Annotated in this window: 24 protein-coding genes; 11 read left to right on the plus strand and 13 right to left on the minus strand. The window is 67.3% G+C overall.

Features of this window, described 5'->3' with window-relative positions; genetic code table 11:
- Positions 1 to 19: 19 nt before the first annotated feature.
- From B0T44_RS07360 to B0T44_RS07370, 3 genes are all read right to left on the minus strand, one after another.
- Complete coding sequence (locus B0T44_RS07360; protein ID WP_139347854.1) at positions 20 to 472, minus strand: hypothetical protein; 453 nt, start codon at positions 470 to 472, stop codon at positions 20 to 22.
- Positions 473 to 707: 235 nt separating this feature from the next.
- Positions 708 to 1,082: a hypothetical protein gene (locus B0T44_RS07365; RefSeq protein ID WP_139347855.1), complete on the minus strand. Its 375-nt coding sequence runs from the start codon at positions 1,080 to 1,082 to the stop codon at positions 708 to 710.
- Between the two features lie 32 nt (positions 1,083 to 1,114).
- Positions 1,115 to 1,919, minus strand: a protein-coding gene (locus B0T44_RS07370; protein WP_245839140.1) for an IS5 family transposase whose coding sequence is annotated in 2 segments (ribosomal slippage) — positions 1,115 to 1,853 and positions 1,852 to 1,919 — 807 coding nt in all. Because the reading frame shifts where the segments join, the coding sequence is not laid out codon by codon here.
- Positions 1,920 to 2,293: 374 nt separating this feature from the next.
- On the opposite strand from B0T44_RS07370, the gene B0T44_RS07375 reads away from it, so the two are divergent.
- Positions 2,294 to 3,913 carry an AMP-binding protein gene (locus tag B0T44_RS07375; protein WP_254854202.1) on the plus strand — a complete coding sequence of 540 codons (1,620 nt, stop codon included), beginning with the start codon at positions 2,294 to 2,296 and terminating at the stop codon, positions 3,911 to 3,913.
- A 413-nt stretch (positions 3,914 to 4,326) separates the two neighbouring features.
- Here B0T44_RS07375 and B0T44_RS07380 read toward each other — a convergent pair whose 3' ends face one another.
- Positions 4,327 to 4,989 carry a class I SAM-dependent methyltransferase gene (locus tag B0T44_RS07380; protein ID WP_077117500.1) on the minus strand — a complete coding sequence of 221 codons (663 nt, stop codon included), beginning with the start codon at positions 4,987 to 4,989 and terminating at the stop codon, positions 4,327 to 4,329.
- 467 nt (positions 4,990 to 5,456) lie between these two features.
- Here B0T44_RS07380 and B0T44_RS07385 point away from each other — a divergent pair, with 467 nt between their 5' ends.
- A complete protein-coding gene (locus B0T44_RS07385) occupies positions 5,457 to 7,109 on the plus strand; it encodes a hypothetical protein (RefSeq protein WP_077117502.1) in 1,653 nt (550 codons plus the stop codon).
- 965 nt (positions 7,110 to 8,074) lie between these two features.
- Here the strand turns inward: B0T44_RS07385 and mshC are convergent.
- From mshC to B0T44_RS07410, 5 genes are all read right to left on the minus strand, one after another.
- Positions 8,075 to 9,313, minus strand: a complete 1,239-nt coding sequence (gene mshC / locus B0T44_RS07390) for a cysteine--1-D-myo-inosityl 2-amino-2-deoxy-alpha-D-glucopyranoside ligase (protein WP_077117504.1) — start codon at positions 9,311 to 9,313, stop codon at positions 8,075 to 8,077.
- Between the two features lie 22 nt (positions 9,314 to 9,335).
- Positions 9,336 to 10,115, minus strand: a complete 780-nt coding sequence (locus tag B0T44_RS07395) for an SCO1664 family protein (RefSeq protein ID WP_077117735.1) — start codon at positions 10,113 to 10,115, stop codon at positions 9,336 to 9,338.
- A gap of 39 nt (positions 10,116 to 10,154) precedes the next feature.
- Complete coding sequence (locus tag B0T44_RS07400) at positions 10,155 to 10,739, minus strand: DUF3090 domain-containing protein (protein ID WP_077117732.1); 585 nt, start codon at positions 10,737 to 10,739, stop codon at positions 10,155 to 10,157.
- Positions 10,740 to 10,867: 128 nt separating this feature from the next.
- Positions 10,868 to 11,569, minus strand: coding sequence for a histidine phosphatase family protein (locus tag B0T44_RS07405; RefSeq protein ID WP_077117506.1), 702 nt, complete (start codon positions 11,567 to 11,569; stop codon positions 10,868 to 10,870).
- A 70-nt stretch (positions 11,570 to 11,639) separates the two neighbouring features.
- Positions 11,640 to 12,575: an undecaprenyl-diphosphate phosphatase gene (locus tag B0T44_RS07410; protein ID WP_077117508.1), complete on the minus strand. Its 936-nt coding sequence runs from the start codon at positions 12,573 to 12,575 to the stop codon at positions 11,640 to 11,642.
- Between the two features lie 292 nt (positions 12,576 to 12,867).
- On the opposite strand from B0T44_RS07410, the gene B0T44_RS07415 reads away from it, so the two are divergent.
- The 6 genes from B0T44_RS07415 (at position 12,868) to B0T44_RS07440 (ending at position 17,980) form a co-directional block, all read left to right on the plus strand.
- Positions 12,868 to 13,839, plus strand: a complete 972-nt coding sequence (locus tag B0T44_RS07415; protein WP_077117510.1) for an aldo/keto reductase — start codon at positions 12,868 to 12,870, stop codon at positions 13,837 to 13,839.
- A gap of 63 nt (positions 13,840 to 13,902) precedes the next feature.
- Complete coding sequence (locus B0T44_RS07420; RefSeq protein WP_077117512.1) at positions 13,903 to 14,946, plus strand: heme/hemin ABC transporter substrate-binding protein; 1,044 nt, start codon at positions 13,903 to 13,905, stop codon at positions 14,944 to 14,946.
- Positions 14,943 to 16,019: a FecCD family ABC transporter permease gene (locus B0T44_RS07425; protein ID WP_077117514.1), complete on the plus strand. Its 1,077-nt coding sequence runs from the start codon at positions 14,943 to 14,945 to the stop codon at positions 16,017 to 16,019. The genes B0T44_RS07420 and B0T44_RS07425 overlap by 4 nt, the downstream gene beginning before the upstream one ends.
- A 34-nt stretch (positions 16,020 to 16,053) precedes the next feature.
- A complete protein-coding gene (locus tag B0T44_RS07430; protein ID WP_077117516.1) occupies positions 16,054 to 16,905 on the plus strand; it encodes a heme ABC transporter ATP-binding protein in 852 nt (283 codons plus the stop codon).
- Positions 16,906 to 17,224: 319 nt separating this feature from the next.
- The gene (locus B0T44_RS07435; protein ID WP_077117518.1) at positions 17,225 to 17,560 is read left to right on the plus strand and encodes a hypothetical protein; all 336 of its coding nucleotides are present in this window, start codon (positions 17,225 to 17,227) and stop codon (positions 17,558 to 17,560) included.
- 126 nt (positions 17,561 to 17,686) lie between these two features.
- The gene (locus tag B0T44_RS07440; protein WP_077117520.1) at positions 17,687 to 17,980 is read left to right on the plus strand and encodes a hypothetical protein; all 294 of its coding nucleotides are present in this window, start codon (positions 17,687 to 17,689) and stop codon (positions 17,978 to 17,980) included.
- Here the strand turns inward: B0T44_RS07440 and B0T44_RS07445 are convergent.
- The 3 genes from B0T44_RS07445 to B0T44_RS07455 are packed head-to-tail and all read right to left on the minus strand — an operon-like array spanning position 17,946 to position 20,935.
- Positions 17,946 to 20,039, minus strand: coding sequence for an MMPL family transporter (locus B0T44_RS07445; RefSeq protein WP_077117523.1), 2,094 nt, complete (start codon positions 20,037 to 20,039; stop codon positions 17,946 to 17,948). The genes B0T44_RS07440 and B0T44_RS07445 overlap by 35 nt on opposite strands.
- Before the next feature lie 24 nt (positions 20,040 to 20,063).
- Positions 20,064 to 20,618: a WKL family lipoprotein gene (locus B0T44_RS07450; RefSeq protein WP_077117525.1), complete on the minus strand. Its 555-nt coding sequence runs from the start codon at positions 20,616 to 20,618 to the stop codon at positions 20,064 to 20,066.
- Between the two features lie 2 nt (positions 20,619 to 20,620).
- The gene (locus B0T44_RS07455; RefSeq protein ID WP_425436795.1) at positions 20,621 to 20,935 is read right to left on the minus strand and encodes a hypothetical protein; all 315 of its coding nucleotides are present in this window, start codon (positions 20,933 to 20,935) and stop codon (positions 20,621 to 20,623) included.
- Between the two features lie 194 nt (positions 20,936 to 21,129).
- Here B0T44_RS07455 and B0T44_RS07460 point away from each other — a divergent pair, with 194 nt between their 5' ends.
- The 3 genes from B0T44_RS07460 to B0T44_RS07470 are packed head-to-tail and all read left to right on the plus strand — an operon-like array spanning position 21,130 to position 23,491.
- The gene (locus B0T44_RS07460; RefSeq protein ID WP_077117530.1) at positions 21,130 to 22,149 is read left to right on the plus strand and encodes a YncE family protein; all 1,020 of its coding nucleotides are present in this window, start codon (positions 21,130 to 21,132) and stop codon (positions 22,147 to 22,149) included.
- The gene (locus B0T44_RS07465; RefSeq protein ID WP_077117532.1) at positions 22,149 to 22,400 is read left to right on the plus strand and encodes a DUF5703 family protein; all 252 of its coding nucleotides are present in this window, start codon (positions 22,149 to 22,151) and stop codon (positions 22,398 to 22,400) included. Before B0T44_RS07460 ends, B0T44_RS07465 begins: the two co-directional genes overlap by 1 nt.
- 8 nt (positions 22,401 to 22,408) lie before the next feature.
- Complete coding sequence (locus B0T44_RS07470) at positions 22,409 to 23,491, plus strand: quinone-dependent dihydroorotate dehydrogenase (RefSeq protein ID WP_077117737.1); 1,083 nt, start codon at positions 22,409 to 22,411, stop codon at positions 23,489 to 23,491.
- Between the two features lie 16 nt (positions 23,492 to 23,507).
- Here the strand turns inward: B0T44_RS07470 and B0T44_RS07475 are convergent, their stop codons facing one another.
- The gene (locus tag B0T44_RS07475) at positions 23,508 to 23,825 is read right to left on the minus strand and encodes a hypothetical protein (protein ID WP_077117534.1); all 318 of its coding nucleotides are present in this window, start codon (positions 23,823 to 23,825) and stop codon (positions 23,508 to 23,510) included.
- Between the last annotated feature and the right edge of the window lie 39 nt (positions 23,826 to 23,864).

The following is a 23,864-nucleotide window of genomic DNA, read 5'->3' on the forward strand; positions in this document are numbered from 1 at the left end:
CCGCGATTCAGGCGGTGTCTCAGAACGTCAGAGTGAACGACCATCCGTTCTGCGCCGCGCTTGGGGACTCGACCGCGTCGGATCCGGGAAGGCCGGCCCCGGGCTGGGTGTTCTCTGATTCGGCGGCGCCCTCACCGACCGGCGGTGCGAGCCTCGACATGCTGCCGGACGCGCCCTCCGACTCGCTGCCGGTGACCCCTTCGGGCCGGCTCTCGCTCGTGCCCGCTGTCCCGCTCTCGCCGGTGCCTTCGGTGCTGTTCTCGGTGGAGGACGCGTCGCCTCCCACGTTGCCGGAGTTTTCTGCGTTGTCGCCGGAACTACCTGTGCTCTCCGGCGATGCCGTCCCCGGATCCGCGACGACTACGGCGGTATCCGCCGAGTCGTAGGCGGCGGCGTTTCCTGCCGAGACCAGTAGCGCCGATGCGATCCCGAACAGTCCGGCCGTCACTGCAGCCGCAGTTGTGTGCCTCAATGTGTAGCCCCTTCTCTAGATGGAAGTGGTACCTCTGATCAGCATCAACGACTGTAGTGCCGATGGTATGGCTGCGGGCGCATGCTGGTATTGCTCGTGTTGCGACTCGACCCGATCGGGTGAACGTGCACGCGGGGCCGGTCAAGAGCTCTCGAGGAAGTCCTGGCATATCCAGGACGTCGTGGACGTTGTCTAAGTGAGCGTCCGGGAACTCGGGCAGGTCTGGTCTCGGTGCTCATAGCGACGATAAGCCGTTGGCATTCCTGGCGTAGGCATCATCGAATAGGTCCCAGCCATTGCGGCGGCCGACTGTGCGCGCCTCGGCCATCCAGCCCGCGTCGACGGCCGCGTCGATGAACGCACGAACCACGCCGGGCATGTTCAGGTTCAGCCAACGGTCACCGATCCAGATATCACCGGCCACAGACGGCCAGCCGTCGGGGACATGGCGCTGCCCGTCGGGCCGGAAGACCAGTGTCAGGCCTGCCACCGACCCGCGTGGCCGTAGCCGCAGGATTTCCTCGCAGCCGTCTACGTGCTGGTGGTAGGTCTTCCACAGGTACTGCTGCTCACCCACCGTGAGCACTCGGCGGCGGCGTTCTTTCGTCACCGCGCGATGCTAATGCGGGTCCAGGGATCCGGCTACCGGTTTGTTGAGCGGGCCAATCGCCGTGACATGGTCATTACTGTGGCGATGTAAACCATGGCTTCGTGGTGCTCAGGCCGGGTTTCGTAGTCGCGGACGCAGCGGCGGTGTTTGCTGATCCAGGCCAGTGTTCGTTCTACGACCCAGCGGCGCGGCAGCACGACGAATCCGGGGTCGGCGCGTTTGACGATCGTCACTGCCAGGTTCAGGACCTGGTGTGCCCAGGTCACCAGCCTGCCCGCATAACCGGCATCCGCCCAGGTCAGTGTGATGGTGGCGAATTGCTCCCGTAGTCTCGCCAGCAGCGGGACCGCGCCGTCGCGGTCCTGGGTGCTGGCGGCGGTGACCACGACCGCCAGCAGCAGACCCATGGTGTCGGTGGCGATATGGCGTTTGCGGCCGCCGACTTTCTTGCCGTTGTCCCATCCGCGTGAACCAGCGGGCACAGTGTCAGCGGCCCGTACCGACTGGGAGTCGATGATCGCCGCTGTCGGAGTGGGCCCGCGGCCCGCACGCACCCGGATCCGGTCGCGCAGAACGCCGGTAATCCGTTGCCACACCCCGGCTTTGGTCCATCGGCAAAAGATGTCATAGACCGTCGTCGGGGGCGGGAAGTCTTTGGGCAGCGCCCGCCAGGCGATGCCGCCACGCACCAGATAGAAGATCGCGTCCAGCACCAGGCGGCGGGGATGTTTCTCACTACGCCCACCCTTGCCCGCGGTGTTACCCGGCGGGGGGCAGCAGCGGTTCGAGCAGCGCCCACTGCTCGTCACTGCACGAGGACGGATACGCCGGACACAGTGTCGGCGACTGGTCGTGGGCCGGGCATGACGAACACAGGCAACTCGGCAATACTGGCACACGAACTCCTGGCAGAACATGGTCTCGACAACCGCTGATCTACCAGGAGTTCTTCATGTTCGCGCTACGCCACACCGGGCCGAACCTCATTCACCCGCAACCACATTCGCCGATCCGGCACCACCGAACCCGCCGACAACTCACCACCGGCCACGCCTGACGAGAGTTCCCGGACGCTCACTAAGGCGTCACATAACGCTTGCCAGGGCTATGACACCGAGAAGTATTTAGCCAAGCTAATAAAACACGGTGGGGGAAGGTCACCGGATCGAGGAGGTCGGACTGTGGAGGCGCAAACACGCGAGGAATTACTCATGCGGCGTATGACGCAACTGTGCGCCGAGTACGACGACGTCCGTAGGGCTATGCCGCGCCCGGAGGTCGCTCAGGAGATCCACGAACCCGGAAAAGGGCTCGCGCAGATCATCGAGACGGTCATGGTGGGCTACGCGGACCGGCCTGCCCTCGGCCAGCGGGCGACCGAGATACACACCGACGAAGCCACCGGCCGTGCGTCGCTGACGCTGCTGCCGCACTACCGGACGACCACCTACGGCGAGCTGTGGGAGCGGGTGCGCGCCGGTGATTTCGTGGCCATGCTCGGCTTCACCAGCAGCGACTACGCCACCCTCGACCTGGCGACCACCTTTTTGGGTCTGGTGGCCGTTCCATTGCAACCCAGCGCGTCCGTCGCGGGGCTGACCGCCATCGTGAACGAGACCGAGCCACGATTGCTCGCCGCGACGCCCGAACTCCTGGACACGGCCGTGACGTGCGCCCTGTCCAGCCCCCCACTGCGGCGACTGCTGGTCTTCGATTACCACCCGGGCGACGACGACCAGCGAGCGACGTTCGACACCGCACGCGCACGGCTGGCCGACGCGGGCAGCCCGGTCGTAGTCGAATCGTTCGACGAGGTCCTCACGCGAGGCAGAGGCCTGCCGCCGGCGCCACTGTACCGGTCGAACCCTGACGAGGACCCGCTGGCGCTGCTGCTCTACACCTCGGGCAGCACGGGAACCCCCAAGGGCGCGATGTACACCGAACGACTGGTCATCGCGGGATGGTTGAGTCGGCCGGATGCCGCCGCGATCAATTTCAACTACCTGCCGCTGAGCCATCTCGCGGGCTGTTTGTCGCTGACGGGAGCGCTGGCACGCGGCGGTACCGCATATTTCGCCGCCAAGAGCGATATGTCGACGCTTTTCGACGATATCGCGCTGGCCCGGCCGACCGAGTTCTTGTTTGTTCCGCGCGTATGCGACATGGTGTTCCAGCGCTTCCTGAGCGAGGTCGAGCGGCGCGGCAACGGCGTCGATCGCAAGGCGCTGGAAGCGGAGGTGAAAGCCGAACTGCACGACCATTTCCTGGGCGGGCGCCTGATCATGGCTACCTGCGGCAGCGCCCCGGTGTCGGCGGAGATGAAGTCCTTCATGGAGTCGGTGCTGGGTCTGCCGATGCGCGACGGCTACGGGTCCACCGAGGCGGGCGGCAACATCATGGCCGACAATCAGCTGCAACGTCCGCCGGTGCTCGACTACAAACTGGTCGACGTTCCCGAGCTGGGCTACTTCCGGACCGACAAACCGTATCCGCACGGTGAGCTGCTGTTGAAGTGCACCACTATGATCCCGGGCTATTACAAGCGGCCGGAGGTCACCGCGCAGGTCTTCGACGAGGACGGTTTCTACAAAACCGGTGACATCGTCGCCGAGACCGCGCCGGATCGGCTGGTCTACGTCGACCGGCGCAACAATGTGTTGAAACTGTCCCAGGGCGAATTCGTCGCGGTCGCGCACCTGGAAGCGGTGTACTCGACCAGTCCGCTGATCCGGCAGATCTTCGTGTACGGCAGCAGTGAACGCGCGTATACGCTTGCCGTGATCGTGCCCACCGACGACGCGCTGTCCCGGGGGGGGATCCGGACAAGGTGAAAACAGCGCTCAGCGAGTCACTGCAGCAGCTCGCCAAGGACGCCGACCTGCACAGCTACGAGATCCCGCGCGACTTCCTGATCGAAATATCCCCCGCGAACTCATCGAGAAATACGGCACCGACCTGGCGCTGCGACACCTGCTCTGAACATCCGAGCCCGGGATGGCCGATATGGCCGATGTGGGTGAAAGTGCCCCGTCTGCCTTTGCGGCGGCCGCGATATGGCACGGCAGCCGCAAAGGCCTCTCGTTACCGGCCGAGGGCGAGGTCGACGTCTGTGGTGATGCTCGGAATGGTGAGCACCGCGGCGAACGCGGCGTGCTGATGCCGCAGCGCCGCCTGCTCGGCGTCCGATCGCAAGCCCTGAGCCGGCCGGCCCGCGGCGCACCGAACCGGGCCCCCGCGGCACCCTTTACAGCGCGGGTGTGGTGAGGCGTTCGAGGATGCGCAGCGATCCGGTGGCCGAGATTTCGCGGAATTCGCCGCTGTCGATCGCGCGCCGGTAGATGCCGTAGGGGGCTTGCCCGCCGTCGCGTGGGTCGGGGAACACGTCGTGGATGGCGAGGATTCCGCCGGTGTTCACCCATGTCGCCCAGCCGTCGTAGTCGCGTTCGGCGGCTTCGACGGTGTGGCCGCCGTCGATGAACAGCATATCGATCGGTGTGCGCCATGCTGCGGCGACGGTGGCGGAGGCGCCGACGATGCCGATGACGATATCGGTGAGCCCGGCGCGGACGATGGTGCGGCGGAACCGGGTGACGGTGTCGAACAGCCCGGTGTCGGGGTCGACGAGGGAACTGTCGTGGTATTCCCAGCCGGGCTGGTGTTCTTCGGAGCCGTGGTGATGGTCGATGGTGAACACGGTCTGGTCGCGTTCCCGAGCGGCCGCACCGAGCAGCAGCGCGGATTTCCCGCAATAGGTGCCGATTTCGGTGACGACGCCGCCGCGGGGGCATCCCAGCGCGGCCTGGTAGAGGGCGCGGCCTTCGTCTTCGGGCATGAAACCGGGGGTTTCGCGGGCCAGGTCGAACAACTGCGCGGTGGTCAACGGCGCCGTAGCGCTGGATGGGGTCATGTGCTGATCGATCTCTCTGCTGTCGGATACCGGACCGGTGCCGCGGCCATACCTTACTCGCAGCGGAGGTTGCCGAGCCCGGGGAAGGTGATCGAATGGGTTCGCAGCGCCGATCCTGCCGAGCTGGATCGCGCAGGTACTGCGCGATCGTCGGCTCGGCTTCGCCCCGGCGGCTGTGGGTGCGCTGCCGCCGGGGAGTCTGTCTGCGTGACAGAGCCGGAGGCGATGAGCCATCGCAGCATCTCGGTCCGCGATGACCGGGAGCACGGTGAAACATCAAGGGCCGGAATGTAACACGCGTAAGTGGCGCCACGTCCGCGAGTTGCGGCACTTCCTCCCCCACTACCCTGTCGCCATAGAATTTTCAAAAATATAAGAGAGTGCAATTACTATTTCATGGAGACTGGTGTCTTGCGGGACAACGCAATTCATGGCTCAGCGGTAACCGGGGACGGTGCGGCCGGGCGGTGATCGGAAGATATCTCGCCGAGTGGTTCCACAAGCATGTGGCAGGGAAACTGACCAGGCAGGTCGACGAAGCCAGCGAAGCAGTGGAGAAGCCGGTTCGGCAGACCGTGCAATCCCTCGGGGAGTTCGCGAAGAACACGGCGCCCGACCAGGATCTGGAGTGGCGGCGACAGCTCGAGCAGACCGGTGTCGGGGCAGGTGAGCAACCGGGATACCTGCAGATCACTGATCGTTCGACGCCTGGTCTGGAGGCTGCCGTGGGACGTCTCGGTGACCGGGTGGCGGGAGATTCGGTGGTGCTCGGCCGCGACGCCGCGGATGCAGCATTCGGGAGCCGAACGCATCAGGGAGCGAAGCTGGAGGTGTCGGTCACCGAGGATGCGTACCGGTATCTGCGGGAGCAGCCGGGGTGGTCGCACACCCAGGCGGCAGACGGGACTCCTCGCCTGGTCGATGGCACCCTGTCGATCGGTATGGGATGGGACGCAGGACCGCCGCATCCCGACCTGTTCGGCCGTTCCTGGACAACTCCCGAAGGCATCCATGTCGCGAGTCTTCCCGATGTCTACGCCGTCCTTCAGGAGCGCGGCTCACCGCAAGATCTCCTCGATGCCGCAGCTATACGGCGCCGTCTGCTCGACCCGACACAACCACCGTTGCCCGCGCCGGTGCTGGCTCGTGAGATGGACGCCATACGTTCGATCCTGCCCGCCGAAGCCCTCGACCGCCCCGACGCCGATATCGCGGTCCGGCTCGGCGCCAACGGAATGCACATCGCCTCCACCCTCTACGGTGATCCCGCTGTGGGGCGGGCCAACCAGATCATCGGCGACCTCGAACTGCCCGGATATCGTGTCCCAGCGACCTACCACAACGGTTTCGGACTCGTTGAAGACGGGCGCCTGCTCCAAGAACACCTGGGCAATATCGGCGCCCGCCCACACGAGCGGCTCGACGCGTCCGCCGCGGACACCTACAGCGACTCCGTCTACGGCAACGGCCGCTGCAGCAACAACCCGGAAGGATATGACGAACTGCGCTCGGCTGACCTCGCCCGCGCCCACGCGCTGTCCCTCGGGTACGAGACCGACCGGGCCGACCGAATCCACGACATGATCACAGGCACAGCCTTCGACGAACACACCAAAGCCCAGGCGGGCAAACACCACCCCGACCCTCTCGTGCAGAGCATCGCCGGGGTCGACCTGCAAACACTTGCCCAACCCTCCTGCGTGGCAGACGTTTTCGATCTGGCACCTGAAGACCTGGCATCGCAACGCCACTCACCCGACCGCATCCTCGGCCGCACCCTGGTCGACCACGACCTGCGCATCCGCAGCACCGAAGAAGGGATGACCGTTATCGACGAATACGCCGAGTACCGCCCGGCCGTCGACGGCGTCGCCTCCGACCGGACCGTGATGGATGCCTTCGCCAACCGCATCGCCGGAAACGCAGGCTTTTCCGATCCCAGCACAGGTCACCAGTACCCGCCGACATGGACTCTCGACAATCCGGAACTACGCGCCGAACACGCCGAGAAAGCACGCGAGCTCGGTCAGAAACTCGCCGACCGCGACATCACTGCCACCCAAGCGCATCAAGAAGCCCAACGCCACACCGCCGCCATGCAAGAAAAATACGGACGCTGACTCTCCATGCAGCGCTGGTGTCCCGGGCAGCTGGGTCACGCCGTCACCAGACGGAGCTCTAGCTGCGGCGGCGGCATCGTCTGCGATGTGTTCGCCGTTATGGTGCGTAGGTCCTGATTCGGTGCAGTTGGGGGGCGTGCGGGTGACGTCGATCGAGCGCACTGTCTATCCACAATTCAAACGGTTGACCTCGACGCCGACCGTAGAGGAGATCATCTGGGGCGGAAGCGGACCGGTAGCCCGGAGGCGTAAGGTGCGGGCCGTGCACACCGACTTCACCACACTCAGCCTGGCTGTATGAGCGTCGGTCGAGGCGGAACATCGGGACAAACGGAGCCGTAGCTTGGTGTGGTCCGAACCTGTAGCTGTCGTCCTGCTGCGTTCATGTCGTGTGTGCTGACAGGTCTGTGCGGAGCGTCTGTTCCAGACTCGGATAAGCGCTCCTGGATGCCGCGGACGCCGCGGAATTGGTTCCTTCTCGCGCCCATTGCACATCTTCGGTGGTCCGTCGGATTGCCGCAGCCCGTTCGAGCGGGGGTGCCTTCACGAGCTATGGTCTCATTGGTCACCACCCGCCACTCGACGCCTGAACGTTGCAGGGCGGCGCGCAGCTGTGGGCTGGGCGCTTCGGGTAGCGCCACGAGATCGAAGTTCGATGTCGTGACATCGCCGAGGACCTGTGCTTCGACATGCTGCCTCCGTCGGCCACCTCATGCATGGTCCCCCATCGGCCTTTCCGACCTCTTTCAGCCGAGCAACCGGCGGGACAACCTGTTTGCGAAAAAGATCGGCAAGAGCTCTACTGATCCACACTTGTTCCCCCGGCTCATGTCATCAACGAGCTCGGCTCGGTCACAATACATAAAGTCCGGTTCCGTCACTGCAGCCCGTCACGCCCACGCGGCGCGCCGACCGCTGGCCTGAGGTTTGCCCCCTCTTTTATGCTTACTTGGTCTGTCGCCCTTCTACAGCCGGACGCCGAGCAGCGCGTCGACGACGTCGCGGATCAGTGTGGGTGCGCTGGTGTCGCTGCCGCCATAGTCGAGTGCTTGGGCGGCCCAGTGGTCGAGGGCGGCGAGCGCGTGGGGGGTGTCCAGGTCGTCGGCCAGATGAGTGCGCACCCGCATCAGGGTGTCTTCGGCGGCGGGGCCTGCGGGTAGCGCGGCAGCGTCGCGCCAGCGCTGCAGCCGGGTATGTGCGTCGCCGAGCACCGCCTCGGTCCACATGCGGTCGCTGCGGTAATGCCCGGCCAGCAACCCCAACCGGACCGCGGCCGGGTCCACCCCCGCCTGCCGCAGCCGCGACACCAACACCAGGTTGCCCTTGGATTTCGACATCTTCTCCCCGTCGAGGCCGATCATCCCGGTGTGCACGTAGTGGCGGGCGAAACGCCGATCCGATATCAGCGCTTCGGCGTGAGCGGCGGAGTATTCGTGATGCGGGTAGATCAGGTCGCTGCCACCGCCCTGAATATCGAATTCGGGGCCGAGCCGGTTGAGGGCGATCGCCGCGCATTCGATATGCCAGCCGGGGCGGCCTGCACCGAACGGGGCGGGCCAGGACGGTTCGCCGGGGCGGGCGATCCGCCACAGCAGCGCATCGAGCGGGTCGCGTTTACCGGCACGGTCGGGGTCCCCGCCGCGTTCGGCGAACAACCGGGCCATGGTGTCGCGGTCGTAGCCGGATTCGTAACCGAACGTTTCGGTGGCATCGGCACGGAAATACACGTCGGGGTATTCGGCGTCGTCGACGGTGTAGGCGGCGCCGGAGGCCAACAGTTTGCCGACCAGTTCCACCACTTCGTCCACTGTTTCGATCGCACCCACATAGTGGCGGGGCGGCAGTACCCGCAGCGCGGTCATATCGTCACGGAACAACGCGATCTCGCTGCTGCCGAGTTCCCGCCAGTCCACGCCGTCGCGGGCGGCGCGTTCGAACAGCGGGTCGTCGACGTCGGTGACGTTCTGCACATAATGCACCTGGTGTCCGGCGTCACGGAAGATGCGGTTGATCAGGTCGAAGGTGACGTAGGTGGCGGCGTGCCCGAGATGAGTGGCGTCATAGGGGGTGATCCCGCACACGTACATGGTGGCGGTCGATCCCGCGGTGACCGGCCGCACCTGCCGGTCGGCGGTGTCGTGCAACCGCAATGGTGGTCCTGCTCCGGGGACCGTCGGGATCGGGGTATCGGACCAGGCCTGCATCCTTCGAGGGTAAAGGGTGGGGTCAGAACGCGGGCCACGGGATGGGGCGCGCGGTGGTGGGCAGCGGCATCACCGCCTCGTCGAGCAGCCGTTTCGCCCGCGCCAGTACCGCGTCGATCTCGACGTCGGTGATGTGACGGGACAACGCGTCGGCCGGCGCGCCGGGCAACCGGTCGGTGAACGCGGCGATATCGGCCAGCAGCCCGTCGTCGACCGGGCGCCCGGCCCACCCCCACAGCACGGTGCGCAGTTTGGGTTCGCTGTGCAGGCAGATACCGTGGTCGACGCCGTACACACCGCCGTCGGCGCCTTCGAGGGCGTGCCCGCCTTTACGGTCGGCGTTGTTGAGCAGCACATCCAGCACCGCCATCCGCTGCAGCCGCGGATCGTCGGCGTGCACCAGCGACACCTCGTGCCCGTCGGGGTCCACCGCGCGCAGCACCTCACAGAACCCGTCGGGCACCGTGCCCGCCGGGCACAAGTCGACCAGGGCGAGGCGGTCGGCGCGATGGTCGACGGTGTCGACCCAACGCTGCACCATCCCCGGACCGAACGGGCCGTCCCGCAGCACCGTCTCCGGGATCACACCCCAGCCCAGCGCCTCGGAAATCAGGTAGGAGGCGACCTCACGCCCGGCGAGGGTGCCGTCGGGGAAATCCCACAACGGCTGCTCCCCACGCACCGGTTTGTACACCACCCGCAGCGGTTCGGTGTCGGTGTCGGCGGCGGTGATACCCGGATCGATGAGGTCACACACCAGGGTCACGTTGCTGGCGGTGCTGACACGACCGATCACGGTCATCTCCCCGGCGCCCAACCCGGTCGCGGCGTCGGGCACCGGTTACTCCCCCAGTTCGGTCGCGCCGAACAACTCGCCGCGTTTGTAGCCGTTGGTACGCACACACATGTGCCCGCGCGCCGACAACGGTTCCCCGCACAACGGGCACGGCGGACGCCCCGCAGCGATGACACGGGTGGAGCGCAGCGCGAACTCGCGGGCCTGGACGGGGGTCAGGAAAACCCGCACCGCGTCGGGGCCTTCGTCGGTGTCGTCGAGTACGACCGATTCGTCGACTTCGGTTTCGGTGATCGCGAGCAGTTCCACCACCACCGCGCCCGCGTCGGCGTCCCACCCCAAGCCCATGGTGCCGACCCGGAACTCGGCGTCGATAGGAGTGACCAGGGGCGCGTTGTCGCTGACGTTCTCCGCCTGCGGCGGCACGTCGGCGCCGAAGCGGCGCGCCACCTCGTCCAGCAGCAACCCCATCCGGTCGGCGAGCACCTTCACCTGCTGTTTTTCCAACAGCACGCTGACCACGCGGGGTTCTTCCACGGCTTGCAGATAGAACGCGCGGTCGCCCGGTTCACCGACGGTCCCGGCGACGAAACGTTCGGGGGTGCGGAAAACATGGATAGCTCGTGACACATGCACCTCCTGATACGTGACCTTCTTCGGCCTTGCCCCGCGACGCTGCGGCGGGATCGACACACAGCCGATACGCGCACCGGTCGCCGGTTACCCATGACAAGCATTCCGGGCGCCGCGCATTCCCATTATCCGTCTTTCCTCCCCGCCCCGATCTCACCGCCGGGCACCGGGCCCGAAGCATCGGATTCGCGCGGCGACGGCGGCGCCAACGCCGACAGGTCGGCGCCGGTATCGTTCATCCGCGCCACATACGGCGCGGTGGGGGTGTAGCGGATGACGCTGATCGAGGCCGGTTCGACCACGATGCGCTGGAACCCGTCCAGGTGCAGGCCGAGCGCGTCGGCGAGCGCGGATTTGATGACATCACCGTGGGTGCAGGCCACCCACAGCACGTCGGCGCCGTGCAGTTCGGCCAAGGCGCTGTCGTGGTCACGTAACGCGGCCACCGCCCGCGCCTGCACCTGCGCGAGCCCTTCCCCGCCGGGGAACACCGCCGCCGAGGCATGCCGCTGCACCACCTGCCACAGCGGTTCGCCGAGCAACTCGGCGATGGGACGGCCGGTCCAGTCGCCGTAGTCGACTTCGGCGAGCCGATCATCGATCACCGGCTCCAACCCCAGTTCCGCAGCCAGCGGCGAGATGGTGCGCTGGCAGCGCAGCAGCGGGGAGGCCACGATACGGGCGATGGGCAGCCCCGCCAACCGTTGCCCGACCTGGCGGGCTTGTTCGGTTCCGTGGTCGGTGAGTTCGACACCGTGGCTGCGGCCGGCGAGGGTGCGGGCATTGTTGGAGGTCGACACACCATGGCGCAGCAGAATCACCGTCATGGAGCCAGCCTAACGGGCGCACCCCGCACCCCGTCCCTCCTCGGCCCGCGCACGGCCGCAGCGGAGACGATCATGTCGCGCTCAACACCCCGGTCGCCAGCAACGCCATCACCACCGCACCGAGGACGATGCGGTAGCCGACGAACCAGTACAGCGAATGTTTGGCCACGAACCGCAGCAGCCACGCCACCGACGCATACCCGACGGCGAACGAGATCAGCGTCGCCACCAGCAGTTGCGGCCCTGAGGCATTGAGCCCCTCCCCGGCGGGTTCGAACGCGTCCGGCAGACTGAACAACCCCGAGGCGGTGACAGCGGGGATAGCGAGAAGGAACGAGAACCGCACCGCAGCCTCGCGTTCGAGGCCGAGGAACAACCCCGCGCTCGACGTCGCACCCGACCGCGACACTCCCGGAATCAACGCCAGACATTGCGCGAACCCCATGATCACCCCGTCACGGGTGGTGAGCTGCTCGAGAGGACGCTGTTTGCGGCCGTAGTATTCGCTGGCCGCGATCACCAGCGCGAACGCGATCAGCATGAACGACACCAACCACAGATTGCGGGCACCGGTGCGGATCACGTCTTTGAAAACGAACCCCAGCACCCCGATGGGGATGGTGGCGATGATCACATACCAGCCGATGCGGTAGTCCAGTTCCCGTTGGGTCTCGGCATCAGGGTCGTAGCCGACGGGCCCGGCTCCGGTGACGACGGGCAGTTTCGTGGTGACCCGATCACTGAGCGGCACCGTTTCTCGGGAACGCTGGGTCAGCTTCTCGAACACGGTGGCGCACCAGACCCGCACGATGCGCCAGATGTCCTTGGCGAAGAACAGCAGCACAGCAGCTTCGGTGCCGAGCTGGGTGACCGCGGTGAACGACGCGCCCGCGTCCTCACCGAAAAACAGCGACGACACGATCCGCAGATGCCCCGACGACGAGATCGGCAGAAACTCGGTCACACCTTGCACCACACCCAGAACGACCGCCTGAATCCAGGTCATCGACTCGACCGTCACACACATCCTCCTGAACTTCCCGCGGCACATGCCCGCTCCCCCTTGGCTTTTGACACCCGGGGCGGGGCAGGTACGGCGAACACACCGCAATCCCGCAGCGACAGTACAGTGCCGGACACCGGCCAGCAGGGCGGACCCCGCCAGCCACACACCCCGCGGCACCGGCAGCGGACACGACGCGCGAACAATCCCGCACCGGCCAGGTCACCGCCGCGTCACGTTCTAGGCTTGGCGCCGTGACGAATGCGCGGACCGCGACGAAGATGCGGGCACGGTGATGGAACAGCGGACCCTCGGCCGCAGCGGCCTGCGGGTGTCGCGGATCGGGTTGGCCACCCACACCTGGGGCAGCCGCACCGACGCCGACGAAGCGGCCGCGCAACTGGTCGCGTTCGCCGAAGCCGGCGGCACCCTGGTCGACACCTCCCCCGCCTACACCGGCGGCGCAGCCCAGAAAATCCTCGCCGAACTGCTCGGCGACCTGGTTTCCCGCGACGAACTGGTCCTCAGCGGCTGCGCAGGCCTCATACCGCACCTGCCCACCCCCGCACCCGGCGGTGAACCACCGGCCCCCGACCGCGTCCGCCACACCGTCGACGCCTCCCGCCGGTCGCTGCTGCGGCAACTCGACCGCACCCTGCTGGAACTGGGCACCGACCACCTGGATCTGTGGCATGTGGCAGTGTGGGACCCTCACACCCCTCTCGACGAGGTCGCCGCCACCGTGGACTGGGCGCTGCGTTCGGGTCGCGTCCGCTACGCCGGGGTGCGCGGGTTCACCGCCTGGCAGCTGGCCAGCCTGGCCGCGCTCGCCCCGATCACCGCAGCCCAAACCCCGTACTCGCTGCTGGCGCGCACCGCCGAAGACGATATGGTGCCCGCCGCCACCCATCACGGCGCAGGCCTGATCGCCACCGCACCGCTGGCCGGCGGCATCCTCACCGGAAAATACCGCGACGGGGTGCCCGCCGACTCCCGCGGCGCCGACGAATCCACCGCCGCCGAGATCAGCGGCCGCCTCGACGACCGCGCCACCCGCGTCGTCGACGCCCTGGTCACCGCCGCCGACGGTTTGGCCACCTCCCCGCTGGCGGTGGCGCTGGCCTGGATCCGGGACCGGCCCGGGGTGGCGAGCATGTTCGTCGGCGCCCGCGACATGGGCCAGCTGACCGGGGTGCTGGCCGCTGAAACCCTGGAACTGCCGCGCGCGATCGCCGCCGCTCTCGACGACGTCAGCTCCACCCTGTGACCCACACCGGCCGGGGCGGGCGTGATCGCAGACACAGCCCCGGCACGGATTAGCCTTGCCTGCATGAGCTGTGACCGCCGCTGTGTCCGTTCCCGGTGGGTGCGCGCGTTCCTCACCGTCCTGGCGTTGGGTGTCGTGGTGGCCGCCACCGGCTGCGACAGCAGCGGACCCACCGCCGACGGCGGGCAGCGCGGCCCGTCCACCGCCCGCCTGACCGACCTGGACCCGGTCCCGATCCAGCCCGCACCCACCCCGGCGCTGCCTGCCACGGTGCGCTCGTTCGACGGCAGCGACGTCACCGTCACCGACGCCTCCCGCATCATCGCCGCCGACCGCTACGGCACCCTCACCCAAATCGTGTGGGCGCTCGGACTGGGCCACAACCTGATCGGCCGCAGCACCTCCGCCTCCTTCCCCGCGGTGCAGCACCTGCCCAACGTCACCGGCGGCAGCGGATCACTGAATGTGGAATCGATCCTGGCGCTGCGCCCCACCGTGTTCCTCACCGACACCACCACCGCCAACGCCGCCATCCGCGAACAGTTGGCCGCCACCGGCGTCACCGTCGTCTACTTCGACCCCAGCCGCACCATGGACGGCGTGGGCCCCCAGATCGAAGCCGTCGCCGCCGCCCTCGGTGTCCCCGACGCCGGACGCGCACTGGCTGAACGCACCCGCGACGAGATCGCCGCCGCCTCCGCCGCTGTCCCACCTCAGCCGCGCCCGCTCACCATCGCCTTCCTGTACCTGCGCTCCACCGCCATCACCATGCTCGCCGGACCCGGTTCCGGCGCTGACGCCCTGATCACCGCGATCGGCGCCCGCGACGCAGGCACCGCAGCCGGGCTCACCGAACCGTTCACCACGATCACCAGCGAAGCGATGATCAGCGCCGCACCCGATGTGATCCTGGTGATGACCGACGGACTCGAATCCGTCGGTGGCCTCGACGGCATCCAGCAGATCCCCGGGATCGCGCAAACCCCCGCCGGACGCAACCAGCGCATCGTCGACATGTCCGATGCGGTGCTGCTCAGCTTCGGCCCCAACACCGGCCGGGTCGTGGCCGCACTCAGCGACGCCGTCTACGGCAACACACCCGCATGAGCGCCACCGACACCGAACCGGTCACCGCCACGTCCGGTCGACGTTCCCGCGCCACCCTGGCTTTCGCGGTGACGGCGGCCGTGCTGCTCGCTCTCGCGCTGGCCTCGGCCGCCATCGGGCAAGTCCCCACCAGCCCCGCCGAAGTCGCAGGCAGTGTCGCACACCGCATCGGCGTCGACCTCGGACCCCTGCCCACACACCCTGCCGGTGACGTCACCCTGTGGGAGGTGCGGTTCCCGCGCGTGCTGCTGGCCGCGCTCGTCGGCGCCGCCCTGGCCACCGCGGGCGCCCTGCTGCAAGGGGTTTTCGCCAACCCGCTCGCCGAACCCGGCGTCATCGGGGTATCGGCGGGCGCAGCGGTCGGCGCAGGCACGGTGATCGTCATCGGCGGCGCGTTCGTCGCCGCTTGGTCGGTCGCCGCCGCCGCCTTCGCCGCCGGACTGGCCACCACCACCCTGGTGTATGTGCTGGCCCGCTCCGACGGCCGCACCGAAGTGGTGACCCTGGTCCTCACCGGTGTCGCGATCAACGCGTTCGCCGGCGGGCTGATCGCGTTCCTGCTGTTCGTGGCCTCCCCTGCGGCGCGCGACCAGATCGTGTTCTGGCAGCTGGGCAGCCTCAATGGCGCCACCTGGGACGCGGTCGCCGTCGTCTCCGTGCTCACCACCGCCGGTGTCGCCGCCGCCGTGTTCGTCGCACCGCGACTGGACCTGCTCGCGCTGGGGGAGTCCGCGGCCCGGCACCTGGGTGTGGACGTGGAACGGCTACGCCGCAACGTCATCGTCATCGTCGCGGTGCTGGCCACCGCCGGGGTGGCGTTCACCGGAATCATCCTGTTCGTCGGGCTGATCGTGCCGCACCTGGTGCGCATGCTGGTCGGGCCGGGACATCGGGTACTGATCCCGCTCAGCGCCCTCGTCGGGGCCGCGGTGCTGCTGGCCGCCGACGTGGCCGCCCGCTCCCTGGTCGACAACGCCGACCTACCGCTGGGCATGCTCACCTCCCTGGTCGGCGGCCCGTTCTTCTTCTGGCTGCTGCGCCGCACCCGCGCCCGCTCCGGAGGATGGGCATGAACCACACCCCGCAGCACCGCGACAGGAGACGGCGATGAGCACAGTCACCACCCTGCTGCACCGCACCCACCAGCTGCCCACCACACCGGAACCCGGCACCGTCACCGTCCGCGCCACCGCAGTGAGCCTGGACCGCCGCGGCGGCACCCACACCCGCCGCGTCCTCGACAACGTCGATTTCCAGGTCACCGCCGGGGAGATGGTCGCCCTCGTCGGCCCCAACGGGGCAGGTAAATCCACCCTGCTGGCCGTGCTGGCCGGGGAACTGGACCCTAGCGAAGGATTCGTCGAACTCGACGGGCACCGCATCGGCCACTGGTCGCCGGTGGATATGGCGCGCCGTCGCGCCGTGCTCCCGCAAACCCACACCGTCGGCTTCCCGTTCACCGCCGCCGAAGTGATTGCCATGGGCCGCGCACCCTGGCAGCGCACCCCACTGCGCGACCGCGACGCCGAACTGATCGCGGCCGCCATGGCCGCCACCGATGTACAACATCTGGCCGACCGGCAGTTCCCCAGCCTGTCCGGCGGCGAACGCGCCCGCGTCGCACTCGCCCGGATACTGGCCCAAGACACCGCCACCCTGCTACTGGACGAACCGACCGCAGCCTTGGACCTGGGCCACCAGGAGACAGTGCTCACCCTCGCCGCCGACCGCGCCGCCGCAGGCGCAGCCGTCGTCGTCGTGGTGCACGACCTGGGCATCGCCGCCGCCTACGCCGACCGGGTCGCCGTCCTCGACAACGGCCGCGTCGCCGCCGACGGACCACCCCGCCAGATACTCACCAGCGAACTACTCACCCGCATCTACCGCTACCCCGTCGAGGTGCTCGACCATCCGGTGACCGGCGCGCAACTGGTACTGCCCGACCGCCATCGCCTCTGACCTACCACCAGACCGGAGCGGGGTGCGGAAGCGACTGCTGCCCACGATGGCATCCAGTCGATGGAAAACGCTGCTGACCATTTCTGGTGGCAGCGCGCTGCGGAGAACCGGAGGTCAGCAACACGACCGTAGAAGATCAGGCGGACCGGGGAATCCACGACCGGTGCGTGTGGCAGACGCCGAAATGAACGACAACGCCTCTGCCAGTGACCTTCCTGATCTGTCACCGAATATCCGGGTTTGTTGTCACGGATCAGCCTGTTTCCGGGTGCATCCGGCAAAGATAGCGAGCGGTGGGGCGCTGTGATGGAGTAGGTCCGTGGTGAAGGATTTGACGGATTGCCGCGACGTGTATGACCTGCTCGATCACAATATTCGGCCTCGGCCAGGGATGTGGGCACGTGGCGAGTCGTTGCAGGAGCTGGAGGCGATCCTGACCGGCTATTGGGTTGCGCTTCAGGTGCACTCGGTGCCGGAAGAGTTCGCGCTTGGCCCGAGGGGGCCGTTCACGCGTTGGTTGGAGTCGAAATACGGTTGGGGCATGTCGTTGGGTTGGGCCTTCGCCATAGAGCAGCATCTGCATGACGGGGAAACGGCGATGGATGCGTTCTTTCGTCTGCTCGATGAGTACCGGGCAGAAAGCGAGCGGCAATGACGCCGGCTACAGCACGCTGAGGTTGGTTACGCTGGTGAATTCCGACGTCGTTGGCTGGTTATCCTGACGTCGGAGGGCGTGGATCGGGGTCGTGTCGATCGGCGGAAAGTGACGTCATCGGTTGGCGTGTCGGCAGCATCGGGCTGTCGGATCCTGATCTTCGCCGCGCTGCTGGGCGCCATGCGCGCCACCACCGGCACCCTTCGGGCCTGTATCGGGTTCCATCTCACCTTCCAGGTGACAGCCCAATTCCTCACCAGTAGCCACTGGAACCTGGTCGTCACCGACGACCCGGATCTGGCGTTGTCAGAAATCGCTTTCGTCGCGGCGCCTTTCCTGAGCACGGCGCTGCTGTTAGGGGTACTGGGCCGAACAGGCAACTCGGTCAGCGCCACACCAGTTTCAGCACCGCCGGAGTGAGCAGCATCCGGATCACGGTCGCATCCAGGACCAGCGCGGCGATCATCCCGTAGGCGATGTATTTCATCAACACCAGATCCGAGAACCCGAACGCACCCGTCACCACGATCAGAATCGCAGCAGCCGAGGTGATCACCCCACCGGTGTGGGCGATACCGTAACGGATCGCCTCGGGCGGGTCGGCGCCACCGGCCCGGGCCTCAGCCATCCGCGACAACAGAAACACCTCGTAATCGGTGGACAACCCGAACACCACCGCCACGATCAGCACCAGCACCGCGAACATCAGCGGCCCCGGCGTGAAATCGAACAGCTGCGCCCCGTGCCCCTCGACGAAAACCCACGTCAAGATGCCGAGCGTGGCGCCGAGACTCAACGCCGACATCGCCACCGCTTTCACCGCCAGCACCAGCGAACCGAACGCCGACCACATCAACCCCAGCGCCGCCACCACCAGAATCGCCGCCAACACCGGCAGACCCGCAAGCAAACCGTGGATACTGTCCCGCTCCAGCGCGGGCACCCCGGCCACCATGATCTGCACCCCCTCCGGTTCCGGGATCGCCCGCAACACCGCGATCGCAGTATCGGCGTCGCGGTCGTCCACCAAACCCGCAGTGAGAACATTGATCCCGTCGGTAGTGGGCGCGGCGGGCTCGAACGGACCGGTCAACCCAGGAGCATGATTGGCCAGGAACCGGATATCGCTGAGCTGACGCGCATCGGCGCCGACGACCACCAGCTTCAACGGTTCGGTACGGAATCCGGGAAACAGGTCGTCGAACTGCTGCTGCGCCACCCGCGCCGGATTGTCGGCCGCCAGATACCGTTCGCTCAACCCACCGAACTCGATATGCCGAAACGGCACGATCAACGCCAGCAACCCCAGCACGATCGGCACGACCACCAGCCACGGCCGCCGCATCGACCGCACCGCCAACCGGGAGAAGAACCCCGCATCGACCTCGGCGGCGGTGGTGGTCTTCGCGAACCGCTGCCACCCCCACCAGTCGATCCGACGACCGAGGATCGCCAACATCGCAGGCAGCGCCGTCACCGACAACAGCGCCGCCAACAGCACCGAACTGATCCCCCCATACGGCACCGACCGCAGCACCCCATGCGGATAGATCAACAGCGCACCCAAACTGACCGCGATGATCGCCGCCGAGAACACCACCGTGCGCCCCGCAGTAGCCACCGTGCGCGCGGTCGCGTCGGCGACATCGCGGCCCGCGGCCAACTCCTCCCGGAACCGGGTCACCGTGAACAGCCCGTAATCGATGGCCAACCCCAAACTGACCAGCGTCACCACAGCGCTGGCGAACACGTTGACCTCGATATGGTCGGTGAGCACCCGCATGATGCCTTGACTGCCAAGGATCGTCATCCCACCGATCAGTACCGGCAACAGCGCCGCCACCACCCCGCCGAACACGAAATACAGCAGAATCGCCACCAACGGCAACGCGATCATCTCCGCGCGCCGGATATCGTTCTGCATCCCGGTGTTGATGCCTTCGACCACCGGCTGCAACCCAGCCAGCTGCACCGTCGTACCCGCCGGTCCCGCACCGGGACCGGCGGACCGAAGATCGGGTTCGATCGCCAGATAGTTCTCCACCGTGGCAGAGCCCTCACCACGCAACCCGACACTGGCGAACGCATACCTGCGACTGTCGTCGGCGAACCGCGCCGACAAAGCGCTATCCCAATAGCTGTCGATCTTGAGCACCCGATCGGGATGTTCGGCCAGCAACCCGGACAACTGTTCGGTGACCGCGGCCCGCACCTCCGGATCGTCGACGGTGCGCCCGGCGGGGGCGGTGTAGAGCAGGATCAGATCACTGTCGGTGTCGCGGCCGAACGTCTGGTCGGCCAGCTTCGACGCCGCCACCGACTCACTGGACTCGTCGAACCAGCCCTCCTGGGTCAACCGCCCCGACAAGTCGCGCCCTGACCAGCCCGACAACGCCACCAGCAGCACGATCACCGCGATCACCGCCCAGCGGTACCGGTACACCACACGCCCCCACCGGTACCGGGCCCCCGCCGTCATCGCCACACCCGGGCCGTCGCGCCGTTACCCGCACGCCGCGGTGCGATAGTCGGCCGAACGCAGGATCCCGCACAGATCCGTACGCGAAAGCTTCCACCTGCCGTCCAGGTGCACGAAATGCACGACCGTGGTGCGCACCGCCGTGCCGGTGCCATCCTTGTCCAGCCGCAGCGTTGCAGTCAACGTCCCGTCATGATTGTCGAACACCGGGTCGGTGACCCCGTACACCGCCCGCGGATGATCCTGCAGCGCCCGATACATATCCGGGATCGCCTCACGGAACGCCTCACCGTCCTCGATCAAAGCGGTGCGCTCGCTGTCGGGCAGCGCCGGGTCCAGGGCGCGTTTGATCTGGGTATCCAGCTCCTCCGCGGTGGGGATCGTGCGGGCCGCGACCGAACTGGAGGTGGCAGCCGCCGACGCCGACAACGCGGCGTTCGCCGACGAGCGCGCCGCGTCCACAGCGGCGTCGTCGACGCCCGTTCCGCACGCCGCCGCAGCACAGACCGCCACAGCGAACACAGCCGCCGACGCGGCACGACCCCCGCGTGCGGGGCGGGAGAACACTGTGTAACCCATCACTACTGAATACCATCCAGAACCGACCCGATCCGGGCCAGCAACGCCCGCACCGTGGTCACCTCACCGTCACCATCGGTCACGGCCGCGACCGGCACCAGGTCCCGGACCAGCGCCACCACGCTGCGCTCGTCGTCGAGGTCGATATCGGTGACCCGCGCCTGAGCGGCCGCCACCACATCCTCGCGCGCCGGCACCGCGGTGTCCAGGTCCGCGCGATAGATCTCGAGCCGCAACACCGACTCCACAGTGCGGAACGCGAACGGGCGACCGTCGTCGGTGGTGCCGAAACCATGCGCAAACGGACCAGTAGTCACATCATCTACGGAAAAACCAGATGAACAGTCTGACTTCAACCCGAACTCCTGACATACGACGCGTTACGTCACGTACCGTAACTCCCGCCCGGCCCCACCACTTCCCGGCGCCCACCCCGCCCGCTCACCCCCCTACACCGACATGGTCAGATAAAAGAGTTCACCCTCGGTCGTCGGCAGAAGGAGTTCGGTGGATGAGCCCACGCGGCTCGGTGGCCTCGCTACTAGCGGGCGCCGTAACACTGACACTGTTGGCCGGATGCTCGTCCGGACCAGGAAACAGCGACCTGGCCACCCGAGAACCAGCCACCCCCGCGGCCGCACCCACCACCGCACCCCCCGCCGGTGACATCATCGACCTCTCCACCCCCATCGGCGCACTCACCGCCGACCCACACACCGGGCTGCTGGCCGCCCTCGACACCACAGCCACCACACTCACCGTGCTCGACCCGGCCGCCGCCACCCCGGTCACCCACACCATCACCCTGCCCACCCCCGCCGCCACCCTCACCCAAGGACAGCCGGGAGAAGCCCTGATCGCCGCACCAGGCCACATCATCCGCATCGACCTCGCCGCAGGCACCAGCAGCGACATCACCGTCGACGCCGACCTCCGCTCCGTCCGGCTCCTCCCCGACGGCAACCTCGCCGCAGGCACCGCCGACGGCACCGTGCACATCCTGACCGCCGACGGAAAACCCGAACACACCATCACCGGACTCGCCTCCGCCGACGGCCTCGCCGTCACCGGCGAATACCTCACCGCCCTCGACCGCCGCCAAACCCTGATCACCGAAATCGAACCCGACGAACAACGCCTCGGCCTATCGCTACGCGCAGGCGACGGCGCAACCAACATCATCGACGATCCGTTCGGCCGCATCATCGTCACCGACACCGACGGCGGCGAACTCCTGGTCTACACCGCAGGACCACTCGTGTTACGTCAACGATTCCCGGTAGGATCATCGCCTTACGCACTCGCCTACGACCAACGGTCCGACACCGTGTGGGTGACCTGCACACAAAGCAACGAAGTCGTCGGCTTCGACCTGTCGACGGGTATACCGGTAGAAGTGGGCCGCTACCCCACCGTCGGGCAACCCAACTCGGTGACCGTCGACAACCGCACCGGCGACCTGTTCGTCGGATCCGCCGCCGGCGACGGCCTGCAACGGATCCACGCGGACGAGCGGAAGAGAGGGCAGTGATGGCATCGAGCCCACGCACACGACTACCGGCGAACTGGGAAACCAGCAGCGACGACTACGAATACGTCCCGCTGCGCCTACCCCCGGACGTCACCCGGGTCACCGCCTCCATGCGGCTGGCCATCCAAGCCGAATACGGCGGCTGGGAACTGTCCCGCGTCCGCGCCTACACCGACGGCAGCCGCCGCGTCCTGCTCCGCCGCCGCAAAACCGCACTATCGACCCCGGTCACCCCTGAGCCGGGAATGTGAGCTCGATGCTGTACCGAATACTGCTCCAGATGATGTTCCTGCTCCCCCCGGAACGCATCCACCACCTGGTCTTCACCCTCATCCGCATCGCCACCGCCATCCCACCCATCAGGGCCCTGCTACACAAAATATTCGCCACCGACGACCCCATCCTGCGCACCACCGTCTTCGGCGTCGACTTCCCCGCCCCACTCGGGCTGGCCGCAGGCTTCGACAAAAACGCCACCGGCGCCGACGCCTGGCCCACCATGGGATTCGGATTCGCCGAAATCGGCACCGTCACCGCCCAACCCCAACCCGGCAACCCCACCCCCCGCCTGTTCCGCCTCCCCGCCGACCGCGCCCTGATCAACCGCATGGGCTTCAACAACGACGGCGCCGCAACCGCCGCCGCCCGCCTGCACGCACGCACCACCACCACCCCGATCGGCGCCAACATCGGCAAAACGAAAATCGTCGACCCCACCGACCCCACTGCCGCCGCAGCCGACTACCTCACCAGCGCCCGCCTACTCGGACCGCACGCCGACTTCGTCGTCGTCAACGTCAGCTCACCCAACACCCCCGGGCTGCGCGACCTGCAAGCCGTGGAATCACTGCGCCCGGTGCTGCGCGCCGTCCTCGACAACGTCGACGTCCCCGTACTGGTCAAAATCGCCCCCGACCTCTCCGACGACGATATCGACGCCGTCGCCGACCTCGCCGTCGAACTCGGCCTGGCCGGCATCGTCGCCACCAACACCACCATCAGCCGCGACGGACTAGCCAGCGACCCCACCCGGATCACCGATATCGGAGCAGGCGGACTCTCCGGCCCCCCAGTCGCCCAACGCTCCCTCGACGTACTGCGCCGCCTACACCGACGCGTCGGCGACCACCTGGTCCTGGTATCGGTCGGCGGCATCGAAACCGCCGACCAAGCATGGGAACGCATCCTCGCCGGCGCCTCCCTCCTCCAGGGCTACACCGGCTTCATCTACGGCGGACCGCTGTGGACCCGGCGCATCCACCGCGGCATCGCCCAACGCCTACGCGCCGGCGGCTACCGCAACCTCGCCGAAGCCGTCGGCGCCGAACACGCCCGCACCTGACACCGTGTGGCCGCCGCTAACCCGCGGCGGCCACCGCCGGACCCGCCAGCCGCGCCGCCATCCGCTTGTACAGCAACAGCACCGCCTGCTCCCAGATAATGCCCAGCGCATCCGCGCACATCGCGCCACGCGCCAACGCCATCCGGTCGTGCACCAGCGCCGGATCACTGACGATCTCATCCAATTCCATACCCGCACGAGCCTGATCGAACGACAGCAACCGACCCGGCAGCCAACTCAACCGCCACACCTCCGACGGCCCGCCGACCGCACGCTCAGCGGTTTCCGGGGTGATATCACTGGTCATCGACCAACGATCGATATAGATGGACACAACTGCCTCCTGACGAACACGGCATCGACACCAGGCCAC

The sequence above is a fragment of the Nocardia donostiensis genome, from assembly GCF_002081715.1.
GTDB lineage: Bacteria > Actinomycetota > Actinomycetes > Mycobacteriales > Mycobacteriaceae > Nocardia > Nocardia donostiensis.

Excerpts from the sequence above, each read along its gene's own strand:
- B0T44_RS07375 (WP_254854202.1), top strand. The coding sequence starts at position 2,294 with ATGCGGCGTATGACGCAACTGTGCGCCGAGTACGACGACGTCCGTAGG.
- B0T44_RS07380 (WP_077117500.1), bottom strand. The coding sequence starts at position 4,989 with ATGACCCCATCCAGCGCTACGGCGCCGTTGACCACCGCGCAGTTGTTC.
- mshC (WP_077117504.1), bottom strand. The coding sequence starts at position 9,313 with ATGCAGGCCTGGTCCGATACCCCGATCCCGACGGTCCCCGGAGCAGGA.
- B0T44_RS07395 (WP_077117735.1), bottom strand. The coding sequence starts at position 10,115 with ATGACCGTGATCGGTCGTGTCAGCACCGCCAGCAACGTGACCCTGGTG.
- B0T44_RS07405 (WP_077117506.1), bottom strand. The coding sequence starts at position 11,569 with ATGACGGTGATTCTGCTGCGCCATGGTGTGTCGACCTCCAACAATGCC.
- B0T44_RS07410 (WP_077117508.1), bottom strand. The coding sequence starts at position 12,575 with ATGACCTGGATTCAGGCGGTCGTTCTGGGTGTGGTGCAAGGTGTGACC.
- B0T44_RS07415 (WP_077117510.1), top strand. The coding sequence starts at position 12,868 with ATGGAACAGCGGACCCTCGGCCGCAGCGGCCTGCGGGTGTCGCGGATC.
- B0T44_RS07420 (WP_077117512.1), top strand. The coding sequence starts at position 13,903 with ATGAGCTGTGACCGCCGCTGTGTCCGTTCCCGGTGGGTGCGCGCGTTC.
- B0T44_RS07425 (WP_077117514.1), top strand. The coding sequence starts at position 14,943 with ATGAGCGCCACCGACACCGAACCGGTCACCGCCACGTCCGGTCGACGT.
- B0T44_RS07430 (WP_077117516.1), top strand. The coding sequence starts at position 16,054 with ATGAGCACAGTCACCACCCTGCTGCACCGCACCCACCAGCTGCCCACC.
- B0T44_RS07445 (WP_077117523.1), bottom strand. The coding sequence starts at position 20,039 with ATGACGGCGGGGGCCCGGTACCGGTGGGGGCGTGTGGTGTACCGGTAC.
- B0T44_RS07450 (WP_077117525.1), bottom strand. The coding sequence starts at position 20,618 with ATGGGTTACACAGTGTTCTCCCGCCCCGCACGCGGGGGTCGTGCCGCG.
- B0T44_RS07460 (WP_077117530.1), top strand. The coding sequence starts at position 21,130 with ATGAGCCCACGCGGCTCGGTGGCCTCGCTACTAGCGGGCGCCGTAACA.
- B0T44_RS07465 (WP_077117532.1), top strand. The coding sequence starts at position 22,149 with ATGGCATCGAGCCCACGCACACGACTACCGGCGAACTGGGAAACCAGC.